This is a genomic window from Ruegeria sp. BHSB172 (assembly GCF_059613165.1).
Genome location: NZ_JBXWRZ010000019.1, coordinates 1 through 18,632, shown reverse-complemented (window position 1 = coordinate 18,632; position 18,632 = coordinate 1). Strand labels below are relative to the sequence as shown.

Genomic DNA, 18,632 nt, shown 5'->3' with positions numbered 1-18,632 from the left:
GCCCAGGGGAGGATCGGCGTGGACATATCCGAACAGCGCATCAAAGAGATGACGACCGCAGGGCTGAACCTGATTGGTCAGGCGTTGTCGATCTATGACGACCAGTTGCGCCTTGTGGTCAGCAACAAGCGTTTTCAGGAAATGTTCGACCTGCCCGAACGCCTGGTGCAGCCGGGCGCGCTGTTCAGCGACACGATCCATTTTCTGGCCAGCCGCGGGGAATATGGTCACGACCAATCGGTCGAGGATCTGGTCAGTGTCCGGGTCGAACAGGCCTTGGCGTTCGAGCCGCACTACATGGAACGCGTGCGCCCCAACGGGCAGGTGATCGCGATCGAGGGTGCACCCCTGCCCACCGGTGGCTGGGTTGCCGTCTATACCGACATAACCAGCACCAAACGGGTCGAAGAGCTTCTGCGCAGCCGGTCCGAAGAACTGTCGGACCAGTTGCTGAGCCATGCCGAAGAGCTTTCGGCCACCAACCGGCAACTGGCCGCCACGATCAGCGCGCTGGAAGAGGCCAAGCGCCAGCTGACCGAGATCGAAGCGCGCACCCGCATGACCACCGAGATGATGCCCGCCCATATCGCCCATTTGGATGCCGAGGGGCGGTATGATTATTCCAACCGGCGGCTCAGTTCGGTCCTGCCGGGGCGGCCGTCGGACATCCTGGGTCTGCACATCTCGCAGGCCCTCGGCGCGCACGCTTACGAGCGGGTCCGGCCGCATCTGAAACAGGCCTATGACGGGCAGGCCTCGGTGTTCGAATTCACAGAGGATCAGGATTCACGCCGTATCCGTGTCTCGTTCACGCCCGACGGCGCGGGCGGCGTCTATATCATGTCTGTGGACATCACCGAGGAAACGCAGGCCCGCGTGGCCCTGCAGCAGACCAGACGCCGGGCGATGGCCGCGCAGATGACCAGCGGGTTGGCGCATGATTTCTCGAACCTGCTGACCATTATCCTGGGGATGCAGGCCAAGCTGGAAAAGATGGACCTGCCCGAAGACGCCGCCGAGCTTGTGGTCGCAACCCAGCAGACCGCGCGGCGCGGCGGGCAGCTGCTGAACCGCATCGCCGACATGACCGGCAACCGCACTCTGCAGCCGCAGGCCACCGACATGCGCGGCCTGCTCGAGGATCTGCGGGTGCTGGCCTCGCCTTCTTTGCCGCGTGGTGTGGGGCTGTCGGTGGTCAATACTCTGCCGGATGAAGCGCTGATGTTGGACCCGGGCATGGTTCAGGACGCGTTGTTGAATCTTGTGCTGAACGCCCGCGACGCCTGCGGCAGTAGCGGGCAGATCACCATCAGCGCCCATGCGATCGGTCGGATCTGGGTGGAAATTACCGTGTCCGATACAGGCCCGGGGTTTTCACCCGATGCGCTGGACAAGGCGTTAAACCCGTTTTTCACCACCAAGGGCAGCAAGGGGTCGGGGCTGGGCCTGCCGATGGTCTATGACACGGTCAAGCTGGCGGGTGGAGATCTGCAACTGCGCAATACGCCCTCGGGCGCATCCGTAATGCTGCGGCTGCCCTATCGGCCCGCGCCGCCTGTCCAGTCGGGCCTGGCGTTGCTGGTCGAAGACAGCGACGATCTGCGCCACCAGTTCCGCGACATGCTGGTTGATCTGGGTCTTTCGGTGATCGAGGCGACCTCGGCGGATGAGGCGCTGGCACTGACCGCCAGTTTGAATGACATCTCGCTGATCTTGTCCGATATTCGGCTGGAGGGCACTGCCACCGGCATTGATCTGATCGAACGACTTGCTCTACCAATTCCGGTGATCCTGATGACCTCGTTGCCCTATGATGACCCGCTGCACCGTCAAGCTCTTGCCAAGGCGCCGGTCCTGCGCAAACCCTTCACCCGCGCGCAATTGTCCGCGCTGATCCGAACCGAGGCCGCCTCATGACGCAACCCCTGGTGACCATTCTGGACGACGAGCCGGAAATCCGCCGGATTCTGACCGAAGCGCTTGAAGACGCTGGATTTCGAACCCAGAGCTTTGCCCGCGCCCGCGAATTCGAAGCGTCTCTGAAACGGGTTACGCCGGATGTGTGCCTCGTGGACCTGTCGCTGCCCGACACCGACGGATTGGCGCTGGTGCACCGGCTGGCGCTCGAACAGGGGGCGGCGGTCATCATCATTTCGGGTCGGGCACAGGTGCAGGACCGGGTGACGGGGCTGGAGTTGGGGGCCGACGACTACATCACCAAACCGTTTGACCCAGCTGAGGTGGTGGCCCGCATCCGCGCCCGTCTGCGTGCGCCCAGATCCCAGGTGCAGCAATCGCAGGTGGCCAGGTTCCATGGCTGGACGGCCTGTTTCGACCGCTATATTCTGCTGTCTGATACCGGTGAGGAAGCCGCATTCAGCCATGCCGAGGGCGAAGTGCTGCGGCTGTTCCTGGAAAGCCCCAAACGCCTGATCAGTCGAGCGCAGATGCAGGAGGCTTTGGGCGGGGCTGCGGGCGAAAGCTTTGACCGGGCCATGGACGTGCGCATATCGCGGCTGCGGACCAAACTGGGAGAAGACCCCAAGAACCCGCGCCTGATCAAGACCATCTACGGCGCCGGTTACATCTTTCTGGGCGACGTCGAGTGGCGGTGATAGAGTTTCGGAGCGAACGGCCCGACAGGTCTTGGTCACCCAATGCTTTGACGAAAACCCGCATTGGCACTGGTATTTTCGAGCTCAGCCCCTAACTGAAGGCTTCTGCGCGTCGTGGCACGGCTTTGCCGGTCGGCGCTTTGACAACTTGCAAATCCGGTTCTGACACGCAACAAGGCGTCAGAACGTTTGGAGACCCTGATGATCGGAAAGACCTGGGCCAAGTGGCGCTCCGGCCATATCGGCCGGCTGGTGGGCGATAGTCTGCGGGCGCAGTGGCGGCTTTATGCCATCGCAATGGTCGCCATGGCGATCGTGGCCGCGACGACAGCCGGAACCGCGTGGATGATGGAAAGCATCGTCGACGCGATGACCACCCCCGAAATGCAATCGCAGGTTTACTGGATTGCGCTTGGGGTCGTTGCGCTGTTTTTCACCAAGGCGGTGGCCTCCTATGCTCAGGCCGTGTTTCTGGCACGCGCCGGTAACCGCATCATCGCCGAGCAGCAGGAAAAGCTGTACGACAAGCTTATCACCCGCGGGGTCGGTTTTTTTGCCAAGACCGAGTCGTCTAGTCTTTTGATGCGCGTGACCAATGGGGCCCAGGCCGCGCGGCGTCTTGTGGATGTCATCGTCACCAGTTTCGTTCGAGACGCCCTGACGCTGGTCGGCCTGGTCTTTGTGATGGTCTACCAGCAACCGGTTCTGTCGGTTATGTTCTTTGTGGTGGGGCCATTGGCCCTGTGGGGCGTGAGGGCGCTTTTGAAAAGCGTGCGCGTCATCATGGAATCCGAGCTGAAATCGCTGGCAGAGATCATCAAGGTGCTTCAGGAAACTTCGGCCGGCATCAAGGTGATCAAGGTTTTTGCGCTCGAGGACATGATGGTCGACCGGATGCACGGCGCCATTCGCTCGGTCGAACGCCGCGCCAACTCGATCGCCAAGCTGCAGGCGATCGCAAGCCCCTTGATGGAGCTTTTGGCCGGATTGGCGGTGGCGGGCGTTCTCGTGGTTTCGACGATGGGACTCGCCGGCAGCGAGCCGCCATCGGCGGGTCAGTTGATGTCGTTCATCACGGCTCTTCTGATGGCCTACGAGCCGGCCAAACGGCTGTCGCGCATGCGTGTGGCGATCGAAACCACATTGGTGCCGATCGGTATGATGTTTCAGTTGCTGGATCAGGAAGACCCGATGCGCGAAAAGCCGGGGGCAATCGACCTTGCTCCGGGGCCCGGTGAAATTCGCCTGAAGGACGTCACGTTCGGGTATCGCGGTTCGCACCCGGTCATCCGAAAGCTGAGCGCTACCTTCGAGGCTGGCAAGACGACCGCGCTGGTGGGGCAATCCGGCGGCGGAAAATCGACCATCTTCGGCCTGATCATGCGGTTCTACGATCCCAAAAGTGGTACCGTCGAAATCGACGGGCAGAACTTGCAGGATGTCAGCTTTGCATCGTTGCGGCGCAAAATCTCGTTTGTAGGCCAGGACACTTTCCTGTTTTCGACATCCGTGATGGAGAATTTGCGCTTTGCCCGACCGGATGCCACCGACGAAGAGGTCATCGAGGCGGCGCGTGCTGCGCATGCGCATGACTTCATCATGGCGCTGCCCAAAGGTTATGATACGCAGGTTGGCGAAAACGGAGCCTTCCTGTCGGGTGGGCAAAAACAGCGCCTGGCCATCGCCCGGGCCATTCTGCGCAAGGCCGAGATCCTGTTGCTGGACGAAGCCACCAGTGCTTTGGATGCGGATTCCGAATCCCTGGTCAAGGACGCCTTGGACAGATTGACCGAAAACGTCACCACGATCGTCATCGCGCACCGGCTGTCGACGGTGCTGGGCGCGGACAAAATCATGGTGGTGCAAGACGGGCAGGTGGTCGAACAAGGCAATCTGGATGAATTGCTGGAAATGAACGGCAGATTCCGGGGTTTGTTCGACCAACAGTTCAAGACGTCCTCCAATTGACGCAGTTGGCGTGCCCTAGTCCCTGAACGCGCGGTTCTTGATCTTCAGAACCGGCTGCAACAGATACTCCAGGACGGTTTTCCGCCCGGACAGAATATCGACCTCGGCGATCATGCCCGGAATGATCTCGACAGGGTTCCCGGCCGCGTCCAGCAGCTTGTCTTCGGTCCGCACCTCGACCACGAAAACCTCTTCGTCGTTGCGCTCGGATCGGGTGATCGTGTCGGCACCGATGCGGATGATTTCACCGTCAAGTGCGCCATAGCGCGCGAAATCATAGGCCGTTATCTTGACCCTGACCTTCTGGCCTGCACGCAGAAACGCAATGTCCTCGGGCCGGACATAGGCTTCGACCAGCAGGCTGTCATCCAAGGGGACGATCTCGACCAGCTCCTCTCCGCTGCGGGCCAAGCCGCCCAGTGTGCTGCGGAGCAATCGGTTGACGATTCCTTTGACCGGTGCTCGGACCTGCGCCCGCGAAGCTCTGTTTTCCAGCGCGGGCAGCGTCGGCTCCAGTGCGGCCAATTCGGCCGTGACCAGGGCAAGGTCGGTCAAGGCCGACGTACGAAACCGGCTACGGGCGGCCTTGATCCGATCATCGATTTCGCTCAACCCGGTGTTCAGCCGCAATGTGGCCGCCTCGGCTCTGACCTTGCGCCCTTTCCATTCGGCTTCGCTGCGGCGCAGGGCCATCAAGGTCGTCGCCGGCTCCATCTGGCGTTTAACCAGGGGTTCGATCAGGGCACGTTCCTCCGCCAGGACCTTGAGCGTTTCCTCCGCTGTGATCTTGTCGACCAGACCTTCTTCATACTCGCGCTGGCGTTGTTCGCGTTGCCGCTCCAGAATCGCGATCTCATCGGCCAATTCCGCCTGCCGCCCCAGATACAAGGCCGTCTCGGACTGGACGACTTCGGGCGCCTGCCGGACAAGATCGTCCTCAAACCTCAGATCGGTTCCATCGATCTCGGCCTGTAGCCTTTGTGCCTTTGCCATCAACCCAAAGGCCTTTTGCCGTTCGCGGTCCAGGTCGCTGTCAAGTTGCGTGGCGTCGAATTCCATCAACAGCTCATTCTTGTCGACGACCTGACCCTCGCGAACATGCAGGGCCAACAGAACGCCTGGTTCGGTGGCCTCGATGACTTGAACATCGGCCGACGGTACAATGCGCCCATCGGCGCGTACGACATCATCCAGTTCGGTGGTATACGCCCAGACACCCGCAACCAGTATGCAGCTCAAGGTCACCAGCAGCAGAACCGAACCTCGCGCGCCCGGGCGGCCGCGCAGTTCCCGCTCAAGGGAAGCAAAATCAGGATGCCGCGACATTCAGATGCCTCCGTGTACTGCGGGCGCGTTGGGTCAGTATCGACTTGGGGCCGTCGGCGGCGATCCTGCCGTTCTCGATGACGATCACCCGCTCGACCATCTCTAGAAGGCTGGTTCTGTGGGTGACGACGATGGTCGTGGTTCCTTTTGTGGCCGTCTTGAGGCGCTGGATAATCTCGGCTTCGGACTTTACGTCCATTGCGCTTGTCGGTTCATCCAGGATCAGGACCGGTGGTCGCCCGATCAAGGCCCGTGCCAGGGCGATGGCCTGTCTCTGACCCCCTGACAGACCTTCGCCGCGCTCTGCCAGTTGCAGGTCGTAGCCGCTGGGGTGTCGGTTCACGAAATCTTCGACTCCGGCGATGTGGCCGGCGCGGATCAGGTCTTCCTCGCTGGGCCGATAGGCGCCGCTGACTATGTTGTCACGCACGGATCCTGAAAACAGCCATATGTCCTGCAGAACCGATCCAATGCTTCTCCGCAGGTCGCCCGGGTCAATCTGCCGGATGTCGATATTGTCCAGAAGAACCGACCCCGATCGCGGCTGGTACAGTCCCAGAAGCAACCGGGCAATTGTGCTCTTGCCCGAGCCGATCTGCCCAAGAATTGCGACCTTTTCCCCGGGTTCGATGGTGAAGGTCACGTTTCGCAGCGTATCTTCTTCCCGACCGGGATAGGCGAAGCAGACGTTATTGAAGGAAACGCGGCCTGCAAAGCCGGGCCGGCTGATCCAGGTTCGTCCTGCTGGCTGTTCGCAGTCTGCCGACATCAGAGATTGCAGGTTGCGATAGGCGCTGCGCGCCTGATTGACCCGCGTCAGTGTTTGCGCAACTTGCCCCAGCGGGGCCAGGGCCCGACCGGTCAACATGACCGATGCAACGAGGGCACCCATGCTGGCGTGACCGTCGGCAATCAGGAATACCCCGTAGAAGACGATGAGAACCTGCGCGGCCTGTTGCACGAATCCGGTCAGGTTAAGCGCGAACTGGGTGATCGCCCGGCTCTTGATCCCGTTTTGCGAATGCCGCTCGACCGCCTCTTCCCAGCGCTTGCGCATCCGGTTCGAGGCCGTCGTGGTCTTGATCGTCTCTAGACCGGCCAGAGTTTCCACCAATACTGATTGCTTGGACTGCCCTTCGTCAAAATTCCGTGCCGCGAGCCGGGAAAGAAAGGGTTGCACCACCAAGCCCGCCAGCAGGACCGCAGGCACCGCCAGCGCCGGAATGGCCGCCAATTGACCGCCCACCATGTAGATCGCGAAAATGAACAACGCGATGAAGGGCAGGTCGACGACGGCAACCAGCGTGGCTGACGTAAAGAACTCGCGCAGGGTTTCGAATTCGCGGACGGTGCTCGCTATGGCGCCAATCGACCCGGGGCGCGATTGCATCCGGATGTTCAGAATCTGGTTGAAGATCCGTCGCCCCATCAACATGTCGGCCCTCTGGCCGGCCCTGTCGATGAACCCGGCCCGCAAGATCTTGAGGATGAAATCAAACAGCAACGCAAGACCGACGCCGACCGTCAGCGCGACAAGGGATTCCGTCGCCTCGTTGGGAAGTACCCGGTCGTAGACGACCATGATGAAGACCGATGTGGCCAGACCCAGAAAGTTGGTCATGGCGGCAGCCAGAGCGACTTGCGCATAGGACCAGCGGTTCGCCATCAGGGCCGACCAGAACCAGTGACCGTCGTCCCTGGTGTCCGGCTTCGGACCGTCCCTGTGGGCCTTACGGAACAATATGGTATAACCGGAATAAAGCGAGGCAACCTTCTCGTGGGGCATTTCCGAAACGCCATTGTCCAGTTCAGGGTCAAAGATCAACAGGTCTCCGCCGTGACCCCGTCCATGATAGACGACCGCCTTGTCGCCCTGCATCAAAAGAACAGCAGGTGCCAGCACATCGTCGAAGTCTTCCAGTCGACGTGCACCAAAACCGGCCTGCAGGCCGGCATCCTGAGCGAGAGCCAATGTCTCTTTGACGTTCAACCCCTTTTCCGGGTTGTGCTGGGCCGCAATGACCCGCGATGGCGTCAGTGGCCGCCCCAATTCGGCTGCGACGTGCAGAAGGCAACGCTCCAGTGCTTTGAAGTTCGGCTTTGTGGGTTCCGGGCGCTCCGAGGTCATGGCATGCCGTTCCAGTTTTCCAGTTGGATATCAAACAGGTCGAGGATGTCGCCGGTCAGGCTGATGGCGGCGTAATTGGTCAGGAAAAAGTTCTGCTCGGCGAGGATCATCCGCTCCTGCGCGGCGACCAGATCGCGTTGTGCATCCAGAATTTCGATCAGGCTGCTGCGGCCGATCTTGAACTGCTCTTGCATCGCCGAAACATTCTGGATGTTTGCCTGAACGGCGCGGCGCGCCTCTTTCAGTCGTTCCGCACCGGCTTTCTGGTCTGACCGAATGAAGCCAAGTTCGCGGCCGATTTCGCGGATCAGCGTTTCCCGCTCGAATTCCGCCTGCTTGATGCGCGCCGAGGCAGCGGCGATTTCGGCTCGCCGTTTGCCGGTGCTGTCAATCTCGTAATTGACGGACAGGTCCACTCCGAAATTCGCGTCATGATTGTCGTCCTGGTTGGCGAAGGCGGATACGCGGATATCCGGTTGGCGCCTGCCCAAGGCCGCCGACTGCTCGGCCCTAGCGGCAAGAAGCGCCGCATCCGTGCGTCGAACCTGTGGGCTGTTCAGCACGATCTGGCTGTCGCTTCTGTTCAATACGGGCGCGGGAAGCGGAGCGGGTAAAGCACCGGGGTCATAGCCGAATATCTCCCGGAAACGGGCGATGGACCGATCAGCCTGCGCCTGCGCGTTGGCCAGTTTCGTGCGGGCATCTGCGATCCTGGACCGGGCGGTCAGAAGGTCGGCAGTCGATCCGGCTCCGATGTCGGTCCTCTCGGAAATCTGCCGTTCGATCTGTTCGTGCGCCGCTACATTCTGCCGAGCAATGTCAACAAGCTCGCGCCGGTTCAGAACCGAAACATAGGCCTCGATTGCGGCCAATGCGGTCGCGGAAGCCGTCTGCAATTGGCTGCCGCGGCTTTCCAAAATCCTGGCCCGAGCAGCGGCCAGATTGCCAGAGGCCGCGCCGCCGTCATAGACTAATTGAGAGACGCGTAGATAGGGCGATAGGTCAGAAACATTCGAATCCACGCGCTCGGAACGCGCATTCAATCCCAAGGACAGCTGCGGCAGAAATGCACCTTCGGCGACGTCCCGGTTCGCGCGTGCCAGGTCGATTTCCGTATTTGACTTCGCAAGCGTCGGACTGGATTCCACCGCCTGGCGGATGCGGCGGCCGAACTCGCTGCTGGTCAGTCGCTCAGACGGTGCGGTAGCGCCCGCTCCGGCCGTGCCGGCCGAGAAGGCCATTTCGACTGGCGCCAGATCCGGCACGGGTTCGCACGCGGAGACAAGAGCCAAAAGAATGCAGCCAAGTACTTTCTGCGCAGACCGTTCAAAAAAATGCATGGGAAGCCTCGTTTTCGGCCTTGGATTGTGCCGTAGCGAGCGCAGTTAGGAACCCGTCCAGTTCCGACGGCTGGGAGGTTGCGCAAGCGGATTGAGTTCGGCCGGCGGCCATCTGCAACTTGCCCAACCATTCACAATGAGCGAGCGAAACCCGATGGCTGTATGCGATCTGCATTGCGCCACTCGTCATCATCAGCGAGGTTTCGGGCGGTGACAACTCGTCCAAACGCGTGAAATCGATGCCGCAAAGAGGCAAATCCAGGCTCAGCGGCACACCTGATTGCAAGGGTGCAAACAGCTCGAGCTCGGCAAGGACGGCGCAGGCAGACTCAGCCGCTCTCTGCTCCGCCACATAGTGTCGCATGAAGTCGACGACTGTCCCAAGCTCTTGCGAGGGCGCCTTGTCGGACGTGAAAAACGGCAGTCCTGTCGAATCTGGTGTGACAAGGCCCGTCGTTTCGTCCACAAGCAAGGTAAAGGTGCTCTCGTGCCCGGCTTGCCGAGGGTCGGCCGGCGCCGCGAAAAAGGGGTGACACCGCAGGACAGACGGCACATAGGGTGCCAACCATCGGCCGTCGTTTGCGACGAAGAGGTTTGGTTCCCCTTCCAAGACAGACATGATGCAGACCGGTCGCAGCGATTCGCCGTCGGAGAGAAACCCGATCGGGAACGAAGCTGCGACGATCGGGATTTCTGAGGCAACGACCTCGCAAACTGCCATGGTTCGGGCGAAATCATAGGATGTGAACCGATGCCAAGAGCATTTGGAATGTCTCTGTGTGGTCACTGCGACCCGGTCGTTCTGAACCATTTTCCCTCTCAATGCTCGCTATGGGCAACACCCCCTTGGGGATGTTGCATGTTCCTTCGCTGGATCAGGCGGTCGCGCCGGTGGGATCCGTGTGCAGGATGTTGTCGCTGCTCAGGCTTCCGAGATCGCCAACCCCCTGGAAGTGCGCGATCATGTCGACAGAGGCCGTTCCCGGGGCTGTATAGTCCACCTTGGCCAGTACGCTGTCGGTTCCGTCGGTGGCCATCAGATAGATCTCATCGCCAGACTGAGCGCCACCCAAGCCTTCGGCTGCGGTCGTCAAGGTTCCCACATCGAGATCGGCCAGTTGGGTGTTCAGTCCGACAAAGCCGGTGTTCGCGCCAAGAGAACCTCCCAGCCCCAAAATCTCGATATCTGTCCCGCTTCCGCGCAAGGTCGAAGCATCAAGCCCGCTGAAGAGCAATGCATCGGTCACATCCGTCGCCGGACCAATATTGAAGCCGGTGATTGTATCCGTGCCGTTGATCGCGGGGTTCGCTTCAAACACGACCAGATCGCGCCCGGCGCCCGTCAGGTTAATTGCGTCGTCGCCGCCGCCGCCTCGAACGACGTCGTCCACATTCGAGGTCGACAGGATATCGGCGCCATCGGTTCCCATTTGCCATTTGGCTGGTCCGCCATTCGGTGTCGTTATTGCCAGAGCGATGGGCTGAGAAGGATCTTGCACCGTGATCGTGAAGGTGAACAGCGGTTGCGACAGGTCGGTGAAGGTCAGGGCCGTACCGGCAAAGTTGACGGCGCCCGTACCGGGTGAATAAGTGAGCTCCGAAAAGAGTTCGGGGTTTGGAACCGTCGATCCGGCGTTGAAGGTGACGACCGTCGGGTCGAAGGTCGCGTCGACATTGTAATCGATGCCGCTGGAGATATCGCGGTCTGCGTCGGCGTAGACGGCCAGTGTGACTTCGGACCCGGTTCGGCCGAATTCGGCGATCGTGTAAGCCGAGGGCACGTGCGCGAAAACCTGGTCACTGACGGGCACGGGGTCAGGCCCTGTTGCGACGCTTGCCGTAGCCTGAACGTCGATGGCGTCGCCGCCGTCGAGCCCTGCGAAAGTCGCGGCTGGTACTGAGATGCTCCATGACCCGTCTGCTGCGACGGTCGCGGCCCCCACCGCGTTGGAGTTGACGGTCACATCCACCGACTGGCCGGGGGCGAGGCCATACGATGTTCCGCTGATCACAGTGCCGTTCGCTTGCGCGTCGACCAGAGCGATGCTGTTGTTTGTGCCCACCGGGTCCAGCAAAAGGATCGGACGGAAATCGGTCGCGAAATTCGCGGGCGTGGCCGAGGCCGGGTTCCCTGCAGCGTCTGCGACCGTGGCCGTGGTCGTGTAGTTTCCGCCATCCGACAGACCTGAAAGGTCCGACGCAGGAATCGTCGCTGTCCAGCTTCCACCATTGGCGGTGGCCGTGTAGGTCTGACCGTTCAACGATACAGTGACCGTCTGCCCGTCTTCGGCTGTGGTCGAACCCGAAACCGGCAGGTCTGAACCTCTCTCGACGACATCAAGTGTCGCGCCCACAAGTAGCGGGTCCAACGTGATCGTCGGCGCCGAATAGTCGGTTGCGAAGCCGGTGGTCGCGCTTTGGGTGTTTCCGGCTGGATCGGTTACTGTCGCGGTAACGTTGTACGCTTCGGCGTCCTGCAACGAGGAGATGTCCATACTGGTCGCCACGAAGCTCCAGGCGCCGCCGCTGACGGTTGCGGAGCCGGTCGCGTCGACCGTGCCATCGGCCCGGGCGATGCGGATGGATACGATCGATCCGTCCGGCGCATCCGTCGTTCCGTTGACCGAAAGACCGCCAGCCCGTTCGGTTGCATTCATCACCGCTCCGGTCGAAATGCCCGAAATCGCCAGCGTTGGGGCCGTGAAATCCGTGTCGAAACTGGTAGATGCCTGAGTAGCAGGGTTGCCGGCAGCATCCGAGACGTCCGCCGTGACAGAGATCGTGGACCCGTCGGCGAGCGCGGCCAGGTCAGCCATCGGAACGGTCACTGCCCAGCTTCCACCGGTTGCGGACGCGGAATAACTCTGTCCGTTCAGGTTGACGGTCACGGCCTGCCCATCCTCGGCGGTCGTCGAGCCGGAGACGGTGAGGTCCGTGGCCTGCTCGGCCGCATTCATGACGGCACCGTCGGAAAGCGCGTCGATGGTGACCACGGGCGCGGTGGCGTCCTTGGACAACCCGATGCTGGCCTGAGGCGCAGACAGGCCGTCCGCATCAATCACGTCGGCGGTGATGGTGAAACTGCCACCATCCGCCAGCGCCGTCAGATCAGTGCTTGGGACGGTGACGCTCCAACTTCCGGACGCGACCGTACCGACATAGGGTTGTCCGTCCAGGGTCACCGTTACGGTTTGGCCGTCGGTCACGTTGCCCGTGGTTCCCGAGATCACAAGATCCGAGCCGGCTTCCGTGGCATTTATGACTGCTCCGACCGACAGAGGAGCGATGGATATGGACGGGCCGGTCAAATCGACTGGAACCGAGGCCGACACCGGCGGTGCCGGATTGCCGGCGGCGTCGTCGACGGCGACGCTGATGTCTACCGGAACGCCGGTCGACAAGGTCGCCAGATCCGCGACCGGAACGGTAACTGACCACGCGCTGCCAGAGACGGTGCCGGAATACGTGTTTCCGGCGAACGTGACCGTGACGGTCTGTCCGTCTTCGGCCGTGGTCGTTCCTGTCAGTGTCAAATCCGCGCTGACATCGGCAAGATCGATCTGCCCGCCGGCCACGGGGTCGAGGGTCACGGTGGGCTCGGTGAAGTCGGTGTTGAAATTGCCAGTCGCCTCAAGAGCTGGGTTCCCGGCGCGATCTTCGACATCTGCAGTTACGGAAATGATCGCTCCGTCGGGCAAGGACGTGAGATCCGCGGCCGGGATTGTGACGCTCCAGGTGCCGCCTGACGCCGTTCCGGAATAGGTCTGGCCATTGAGGTTCACGGTGACGGTCTGCCCGTTTTCGGCGTTTGTGACTCCGGTGACAGTCAGATCCGTACCGCTTTCGGCGGTGTTCATGACCGAACCGTCTGAAAACCCGGTGATCGAGATCGTCGGTGCAATCGTGTCGACCGAGAAATCCGCCGTGGCGATCGATATTTCGTTTCCGTCACTGTCCAAGCTGCGGACCGTAACGGTCGTCACCCCCTGTGGCAGCCCCGCGGCCTCGGCCTGCGTCAGCGATACGCTCCATGTGCCATCGGGCGCGGGCGCGGCGACTGTGGTGACCGAGCCGATTGTTACCTCCACGGCGGCAGCCCCCGCCGCTGCCTCTGCCCCTGTGCTGACACTGTTGAACGACGTGCCTTGAAGCTCGGCAAGGTTCAGGCTGGGGGGCGCAGGAACAGAAGGTGTGACGGGTGCCGGTTCGGGGGGCGGGATCGGGCTTGGCTCGGGCGATTGATCCCCGCCGCCACCCCCGCCGGCGGCAGCCGCGCCGGCAAGGCCTATGCCGCCTAACACCGCGCCGGCTGCGCCGACTCCGCCTCCGGCTGCGGCCCCAGCGGCTGCGGCTTCGGCTGCGGCGGCGAACTGGGCAATCTCGACGGCGACGCCCTCGGCGATCATGATCGCGCCGCCGTCCAGTACGCGCACGTCTTCGGCCGCCACGACAACAGTTCGGCCGTCAAGCATCTTGAGTTGGACGTCGCCATTCTCAAGCAGTTTTACCGACCGGACGCCGGGCAACACTTCGGCGAACTGAAACGAGTCCAGGTCTTCTCGGCTGGCCTGGGCCAATGCAGGGAGGGCCAGCAAGGTCGAAACGAGACCGCCCGCAAAGCCGCGACCGGCCCATTTGCGCAGCTGTTTTTCAATCAGGTGGCGGGCTGTGATATCGTTGCCCGTTTCCGGTGCCTTGTCAGCCAAAGAGGCCTTTTGCGAACCTTGTTTCATCGTCATGATGCCCTCACGATCGGCGGCCACAAACAGCAGGTCGGCAGGCAGAGACGCAGCGTGTTTCGATCTTCGTTCCTGTCGCCTGTTTTCTCATGCGGTCGAACCCAAAAAGTTGTTTAAAACTGGAACCGAAATCCTCGTTTTCACCACATTTTCGTTCTGATCCCTGCTTCTCTTTCGGATGACCCTTGACGTGTGCCGCAAGTGGCGTGGGGGAAATCGAAAGTGAATCTTCAGTTCGAAAGAGTGGTGGCAACGGGAAGCCCGGCGCTCGATTCCGGTATCGGCGATACGGCTTTAAAAACGTTTAACGGTGTCACGTACCTATACGGCGTGACTGGCGCGACAGGCGGGATTTCGGTTTGGGAACTGACAGCGGGCGGCGCCCCCGTGTTCCATGATGATCAGTATTTCGGCAGTACGATTACCCTTCAGGCCGGGCGGTTCGGACAGCCTGTGACCTTTGGCGCCCAAGACTGGATCGTGCTGGATATCGACACCGCGACGGGGCTTGTCGGCTATCAGCTGAACGGGAACGGCACGATCGGGGCCTTGGGCGAAGTCGCTGTGGTTTCAGGGGGTGGGGACGTGACGAGCTTGGTTCAGTACTCCGCCGGGGCAAGCGAATTCGTAACGGTTTCCCATCAAGATACTGCGCAGGTCACGACATACCGGATCGAAACGAACGGAGCGCTTTTCGAGGTTGGGTCCCTCGCCGGTCAGGCTGATTCGATGCAGGCCGCACAGGTTGGCCCGAGTTCATTCGTGGTTGCGGCCAATGCAGCCGACAGCACGGTTCGGGTCTTCGGAGTCGACCCGATGACGGGCAGTCTGAGCCTGACCGATACGGGCGCATCGCTCGCGACTTTGGGCATCCATACGCCCACGGCGCTCGAGATCGTGCAGGCCCATGGCCAGACCTGGGTTCTGGTTGCGGGGTCGGGCAGCAACTCGATCAGCGTCATGCGGTTGGGCGCGGATGGCAGCCTGGTTCCAACCGACCATGCCCTCGACACGCTTGGCACCCGGTTCGGATCGGTTCAGGACATGAAGGTCGTCGAAGCAGGCGGCCATGTTTTCGTGGTGGCCGGTGGCGGCGACGACGGGGTCACGCTGCTGACGATGACACCGGATGGCAAGCTGGTCTATCTAGACAGCTTTGCCGATACGCTGGCCAGCGGCCTTCAGAATGTCGAGGTGATCGAAGTTGCCCATGTCGGGAACGAGTTGCAGATCTTTGCCGGCTCGCAGCAGGAGCCGGGCTTGACCCAACTGAGCGTGTCTCTGCAGGATTTGGGCGTGGTTGCCGAAGGCTATGGCACCGTGACCGGCTCCGCGCAGGACGACATGCTGAGCGGTGGCGTTCTGGATACTGTCGTGCAGGGCGGGGCCGGAGACGACATCCTGATTGCCGGGCGTGCCGCGACAACCCTGACCGGCGGATCGGGTGCCGACATCTTCGTCATGCGGTCCGGCAGCGGGCCAACCACGATCACCGATTTCCAGGCTGGCACCGACCGCCTGGACCTGTTCGACTATCTGCTGCTGCGCAATCCCGGCCAGTTGACCGTGGCATCGACCGCGCAGGGTGCGCAGATTGACTATCGCAACGAGACGATTCATGTCGTCTCGGCCGACGGGTCGCCGCTGGACGGTGCGGCTATGTTCGGTGCGGGGTTTCAGGGTCCCGATCACATGCCGGTCGACTACGGCGTGTTTGCCAGCCCGCAATCCTCGGGTGGGGTAGTCGGTCTCGTTTCGATCGACTCGCGAACCGCGAATCCGGGCCTCACCGATGCCGAAATCCGGTTCACGCCCTCCGGCAACGCGACGATCACGGCGCAGGCGGACGGGCAGGGGCAGTTCGATCTGGGCCTTCCGGACGGAACCCTGAACGGCCATCTGGACATCATCAAAACCTACTCCAATGCCACGCGCGAAATCACCGCGCTGGATTCCCTGCAGGTTCTGCGAATCTCGGTCGGCATGGATCCGACATGGGGTCCAGCAAGCCCCGAAGATCTGATCGCCGCCGATATCACGGGTGATGGCAAGGTGACGGCTATGGATGCACTGGTGATCCTGCAAGTGGCCGTCGGCATGCCGTCATTGCACGAGCCCGAGTGGGTCTTTCTGGATCAGAACGCCGACCTGTCCGGCATCACGCGGCACAACGTTTCGTATGACACCGGAGTTTCCGTGGCGGCCGTCGATGGCGTGATCGCCACTGACATGACATCCATCTTGCTGGGCAACCTCGAAGGCCCGTGACGCGCTATTCGCGGAAGGCCCGGTTGAAATAGTCGGTCATGGGCTTGACCAGATAGGACAGCGGCGTGCGCTCGTCGGTCTTGATCAGAGTTTCGACCGGCATGCCGGGCAGCAGGGTCTGGCCATTCAGCCGTTCGGTCTGGCCATCGTCCAGGGCCACCTCGGTCCGATAATAGGCCTGCCCGGTCTTTTCATTGGTCAGCGCGTCGGCCGACACGTTGATTACATGGCCGTCGATCTGGGGGGTTTCCCTCTGGTTGAAGGCCGGAAACCGCAGGGTGACGGGTTGTCCCACGTGCAGCTGGTCGACATGGATCGCGTCCACGCGCGCGGCCACCAGCAAGGGCGTATCGTCGGGGACGATGTACATCATGGGTTCGCCGGGCTGAACCACGGATTGCGCTGCAAAGACCTGGCTGCCGAAGACCGTACCAGCGACCGGGGCGCGAATGTCCAGGCGCGACAGGCGCTCGGTCAGCGACAGGCGACGCTGCGACAGCTCCACGATCTGCGCCTGCACTTCCCGCAACTCGGTGATCGCCTGCTCGCGCCGTGCGGACGCCAGCTCGACGATCTGGATTTCGGTCGCGGCGATCTGTCCCTTCAGGCGGGCCACCGTTGCCTCCAGCCGCCCGATTTCACCGGTTAGGCTGGCCTCTTCGCGCTGCAGGGCCAGCACCCGGCTGGCCTGGGTCAGGCCCTTGGCCAGAAGGTCGTTCTGATCCTCCAGCTCTTGCCGGATCAGATCGACCTGTTTGGTCAGCGACACCAATTGGGCGTCGGTTCCTGCGATTTCGCTTTCGATTTGATTCCGTTGCTTGCCCAGCTGGTCGATCTTCTGGGTCAAGGTATCGGACCGCGCCAGGAACAGGTTTCTTTGTCCGGTGATCAAATCCGGGTCGATCGGTTCCATCCGCGCAAGATCGCGCATGCGCGCGTCCAGTTCGTCGACCTTGGCGCCATCGCGTTCCGCTTCCAGCCGCACCTTCCGCGCCAGCAACTCGAACAACTGAGATTCGATGATGGCCTTCTCGGACGTCAGGAAGGTGCCGTCCAACTGCAACAGAAGGTCCCCCTGGGCGACATGGTCGCCATCGCGGGCGTACAATTCGCCCACGACCCCGCCGTCAGGGTGCTCGATCACCTGCCGGTTGCTCTGGACTTCGACGACGCCGGGCGAGACGATCGCCCCGGCCAGTCTGGTCCGCGTGCTCCAAACGCCGACGCCGCCGATCAGGATCGTCAGTGCGGCAAAACCCACTAGGGCCGGAACGGTGATCCGCCAGGCCGGGCGCGAAACTTGGTTGGCCATGTCTATTCACCCACCTTCTTGAGCTGTCGCTTGATGACGCCCGCGTTCTGCACCATTGCGCTCAGAACATCGTCGCGCGGTCCGAATTTAACGATCTGGCCTCGTTCGACCACAGCCAGGTCGTCGCATTCTGAAATGGCCTGGGGCCGGTGCGTCATGATGATGGCCGCCTTGCCTTCGGCTTTGAGATTGCGGATGGCCGCGTTCAGCGCGTCCGTTCCGTCGGCATCCAACGCCGAATTCGGCTCGTCAAGGATCAGCACGACCGGGTCGCCATACAGAGCGCGCGCCAGGGCGATCCGCTGTTTCTGACCGCCCGACAGTTGGCTGTCATTGCCTTCCAAAAACGTGTCATACCCTTTCTCGAGGCTCAGGATCAGTTCATGGGCATTGGCCTTCTTGGCGGCGGCCACGACGGCCTCGGCGTCAGGCGACAGGGACATCCGAGCGATATTCTCGGCCACGGTTCCGTTGAACAGGGTGACCTGCTGCGGCAGATACCCGATGTGACGGCCCAGATCGTCCGGGTCATACTGGCTGAGGGTTGCGCCGCCCAGGCGAACCTCGCCCGCCGCCGGCGCCCACAGTCCTAGCAGCGCCTTGGCCAGAGTGGTCTTGCCCGATCCGCTCTTGCCGATCACGCCAAGCGCCTTGCCGGGCTCCAGCACCAGAGACGCCCCACGCAGGGTCGGTGTCTTGGTGCCCGGAGGGATCACCGTCAGGTTCTTGGCCACCAGCCGCGCGGCGGGAACCGGCAACTTGGTGCGCGACGGCTCCCTGGGTGTTCGGGCCAAAAACTGGTTCAGGCCCTTCCACGCCATGCGCGCCCGTTCGACCATCGCCCATTGGCCCACGATCTGTTCCACAGGTGCCAGCGCCCGTCCCAGCAGAATTGACCCCGCGATCATCGCGCCCGCCGTCATCTCGTTCTGCAGC

Annotated in this window: 11 protein-coding genes; 4 read left to right on the top strand and 7 right to left on the bottom strand. The window is 61.9% G+C overall.

Annotated elements, in window-relative coordinates; genetic code table 11:
* Nucleotides 1-48: 48 nt before the first annotated feature.
* The 3 genes from AC2FM3_RS10610 to AC2FM3_RS10600 all read left to right on the top strand — a co-directional run bounded on the left by AC2FM3_RS10610 (nucleotide 49) and on the right by AC2FM3_RS10600 (nucleotide 4,583).
* On the top strand, nucleotides 49-1,917 hold the full coding sequence (locus AC2FM3_RS10610; protein WP_496681557.1) for a PAS-domain containing protein: 1,869 nt from the start codon (nucleotides 49-51) through the stop codon (nucleotides 1,915-1,917).
* Nucleotides 1,914-2,615: a response regulator transcription factor gene (locus AC2FM3_RS10605; protein WP_496681478.1), complete on the top strand. Its 702-nt coding sequence runs from the start codon at nucleotides 1,914-1,916 to the stop codon at nucleotides 2,613-2,615. The genes AC2FM3_RS10610 and AC2FM3_RS10605 overlap by 4 nt, the downstream gene beginning before the upstream one ends.
* Before the next feature lie 201 nt (nucleotides 2,616-2,816).
* Nucleotides 2,817-4,583 carry an ABC transporter ATP-binding protein gene (locus AC2FM3_RS10600; RefSeq protein ID WP_496681476.1) on the top strand — a complete coding sequence of 589 codons (1,767 nt, stop codon included), beginning with the start codon at nucleotides 2,817-2,819 and terminating at the stop codon, nucleotides 4,581-4,583.
* 15 nt (nucleotides 4,584-4,598) lie between these two features.
* Here AC2FM3_RS10600 and AC2FM3_RS10595 read toward each other — a convergent pair whose 3' ends face one another.
* The 5 genes from AC2FM3_RS10595 to AC2FM3_RS10575 form a co-directional block, all read right to left on the bottom strand.
* Nucleotides 4,599-5,909, bottom strand: a complete 1,311-nt coding sequence (locus tag AC2FM3_RS10595; RefSeq protein ID WP_496681474.1) for an HlyD family type I secretion periplasmic adaptor subunit — start codon at nucleotides 5,907-5,909, stop codon at nucleotides 4,599-4,601.
* Nucleotides 5,893-8,037 (bottom strand): type I secretion system permease/ATPase, encoded by a 2,145-nt coding sequence (locus AC2FM3_RS10590; RefSeq protein ID WP_496681473.1) that lies wholly within the window; start codon nucleotides 8,035-8,037, stop codon nucleotides 5,893-5,895. Before AC2FM3_RS10590 ends, AC2FM3_RS10595 begins: the two co-directional genes overlap by 17 nt.
* The gene (locus AC2FM3_RS10585) at nucleotides 8,034-9,377 is read right to left on the bottom strand and encodes a TolC family protein (protein WP_496681471.1); all 1,344 of its coding nucleotides are present in this window, start codon (nucleotides 9,375-9,377) and stop codon (nucleotides 8,034-8,036) included. The genes AC2FM3_RS10590 and AC2FM3_RS10585 overlap by 4 nt, the downstream gene beginning before the upstream one ends.
* Nucleotides 9,364-10,188 (bottom strand): SapC family protein, encoded by an 825-nt coding sequence (locus AC2FM3_RS10580; RefSeq protein ID WP_496681469.1) that lies wholly within the window; start codon nucleotides 10,186-10,188, stop codon nucleotides 9,364-9,366. The genes AC2FM3_RS10585 and AC2FM3_RS10580 overlap by 14 nt, the downstream gene beginning before the upstream one ends.
* 64 nt (nucleotides 10,189-10,252) lie before the next feature.
* Nucleotides 10,253-14,116, bottom strand: coding sequence for a beta strand repeat-containing protein (locus AC2FM3_RS10575; protein WP_496681466.1), 3,864 nt, complete (start codon nucleotides 14,114-14,116; stop codon nucleotides 10,253-10,255).
* A 330-nt stretch (nucleotides 14,117-14,446) separates the two neighbouring features.
* Between AC2FM3_RS10575 and AC2FM3_RS10570 the strand changes: the two genes are divergently transcribed.
* A complete protein-coding gene (locus AC2FM3_RS10570; RefSeq protein WP_496681463.1) occupies nucleotides 14,447-16,384 on the top strand; it encodes a M10 family metallopeptidase C-terminal domain-containing protein in 1,938 nt (645 codons plus the stop codon).
* Nucleotides 16,385-16,388: 4 nt separating this feature from the next.
* On the opposite strand, the gene AC2FM3_RS10565 is transcribed toward AC2FM3_RS10570, so the two are convergent.
* A complete protein-coding gene (locus AC2FM3_RS10565; RefSeq protein ID WP_496681460.1) occupies nucleotides 16,389-17,696 on the bottom strand; it encodes an HlyD family type I secretion periplasmic adaptor subunit in 1,308 nt (435 codons plus the stop codon).
* Between the two features lie 2 nt (nucleotides 17,697-17,698).
* On the bottom strand, nucleotides 17,699-18,632 hold a 934-nt coding region (locus AC2FM3_RS10560; RefSeq protein WP_496681457.1), incomplete at its 5' end, for a type I secretion system permease/ATPase.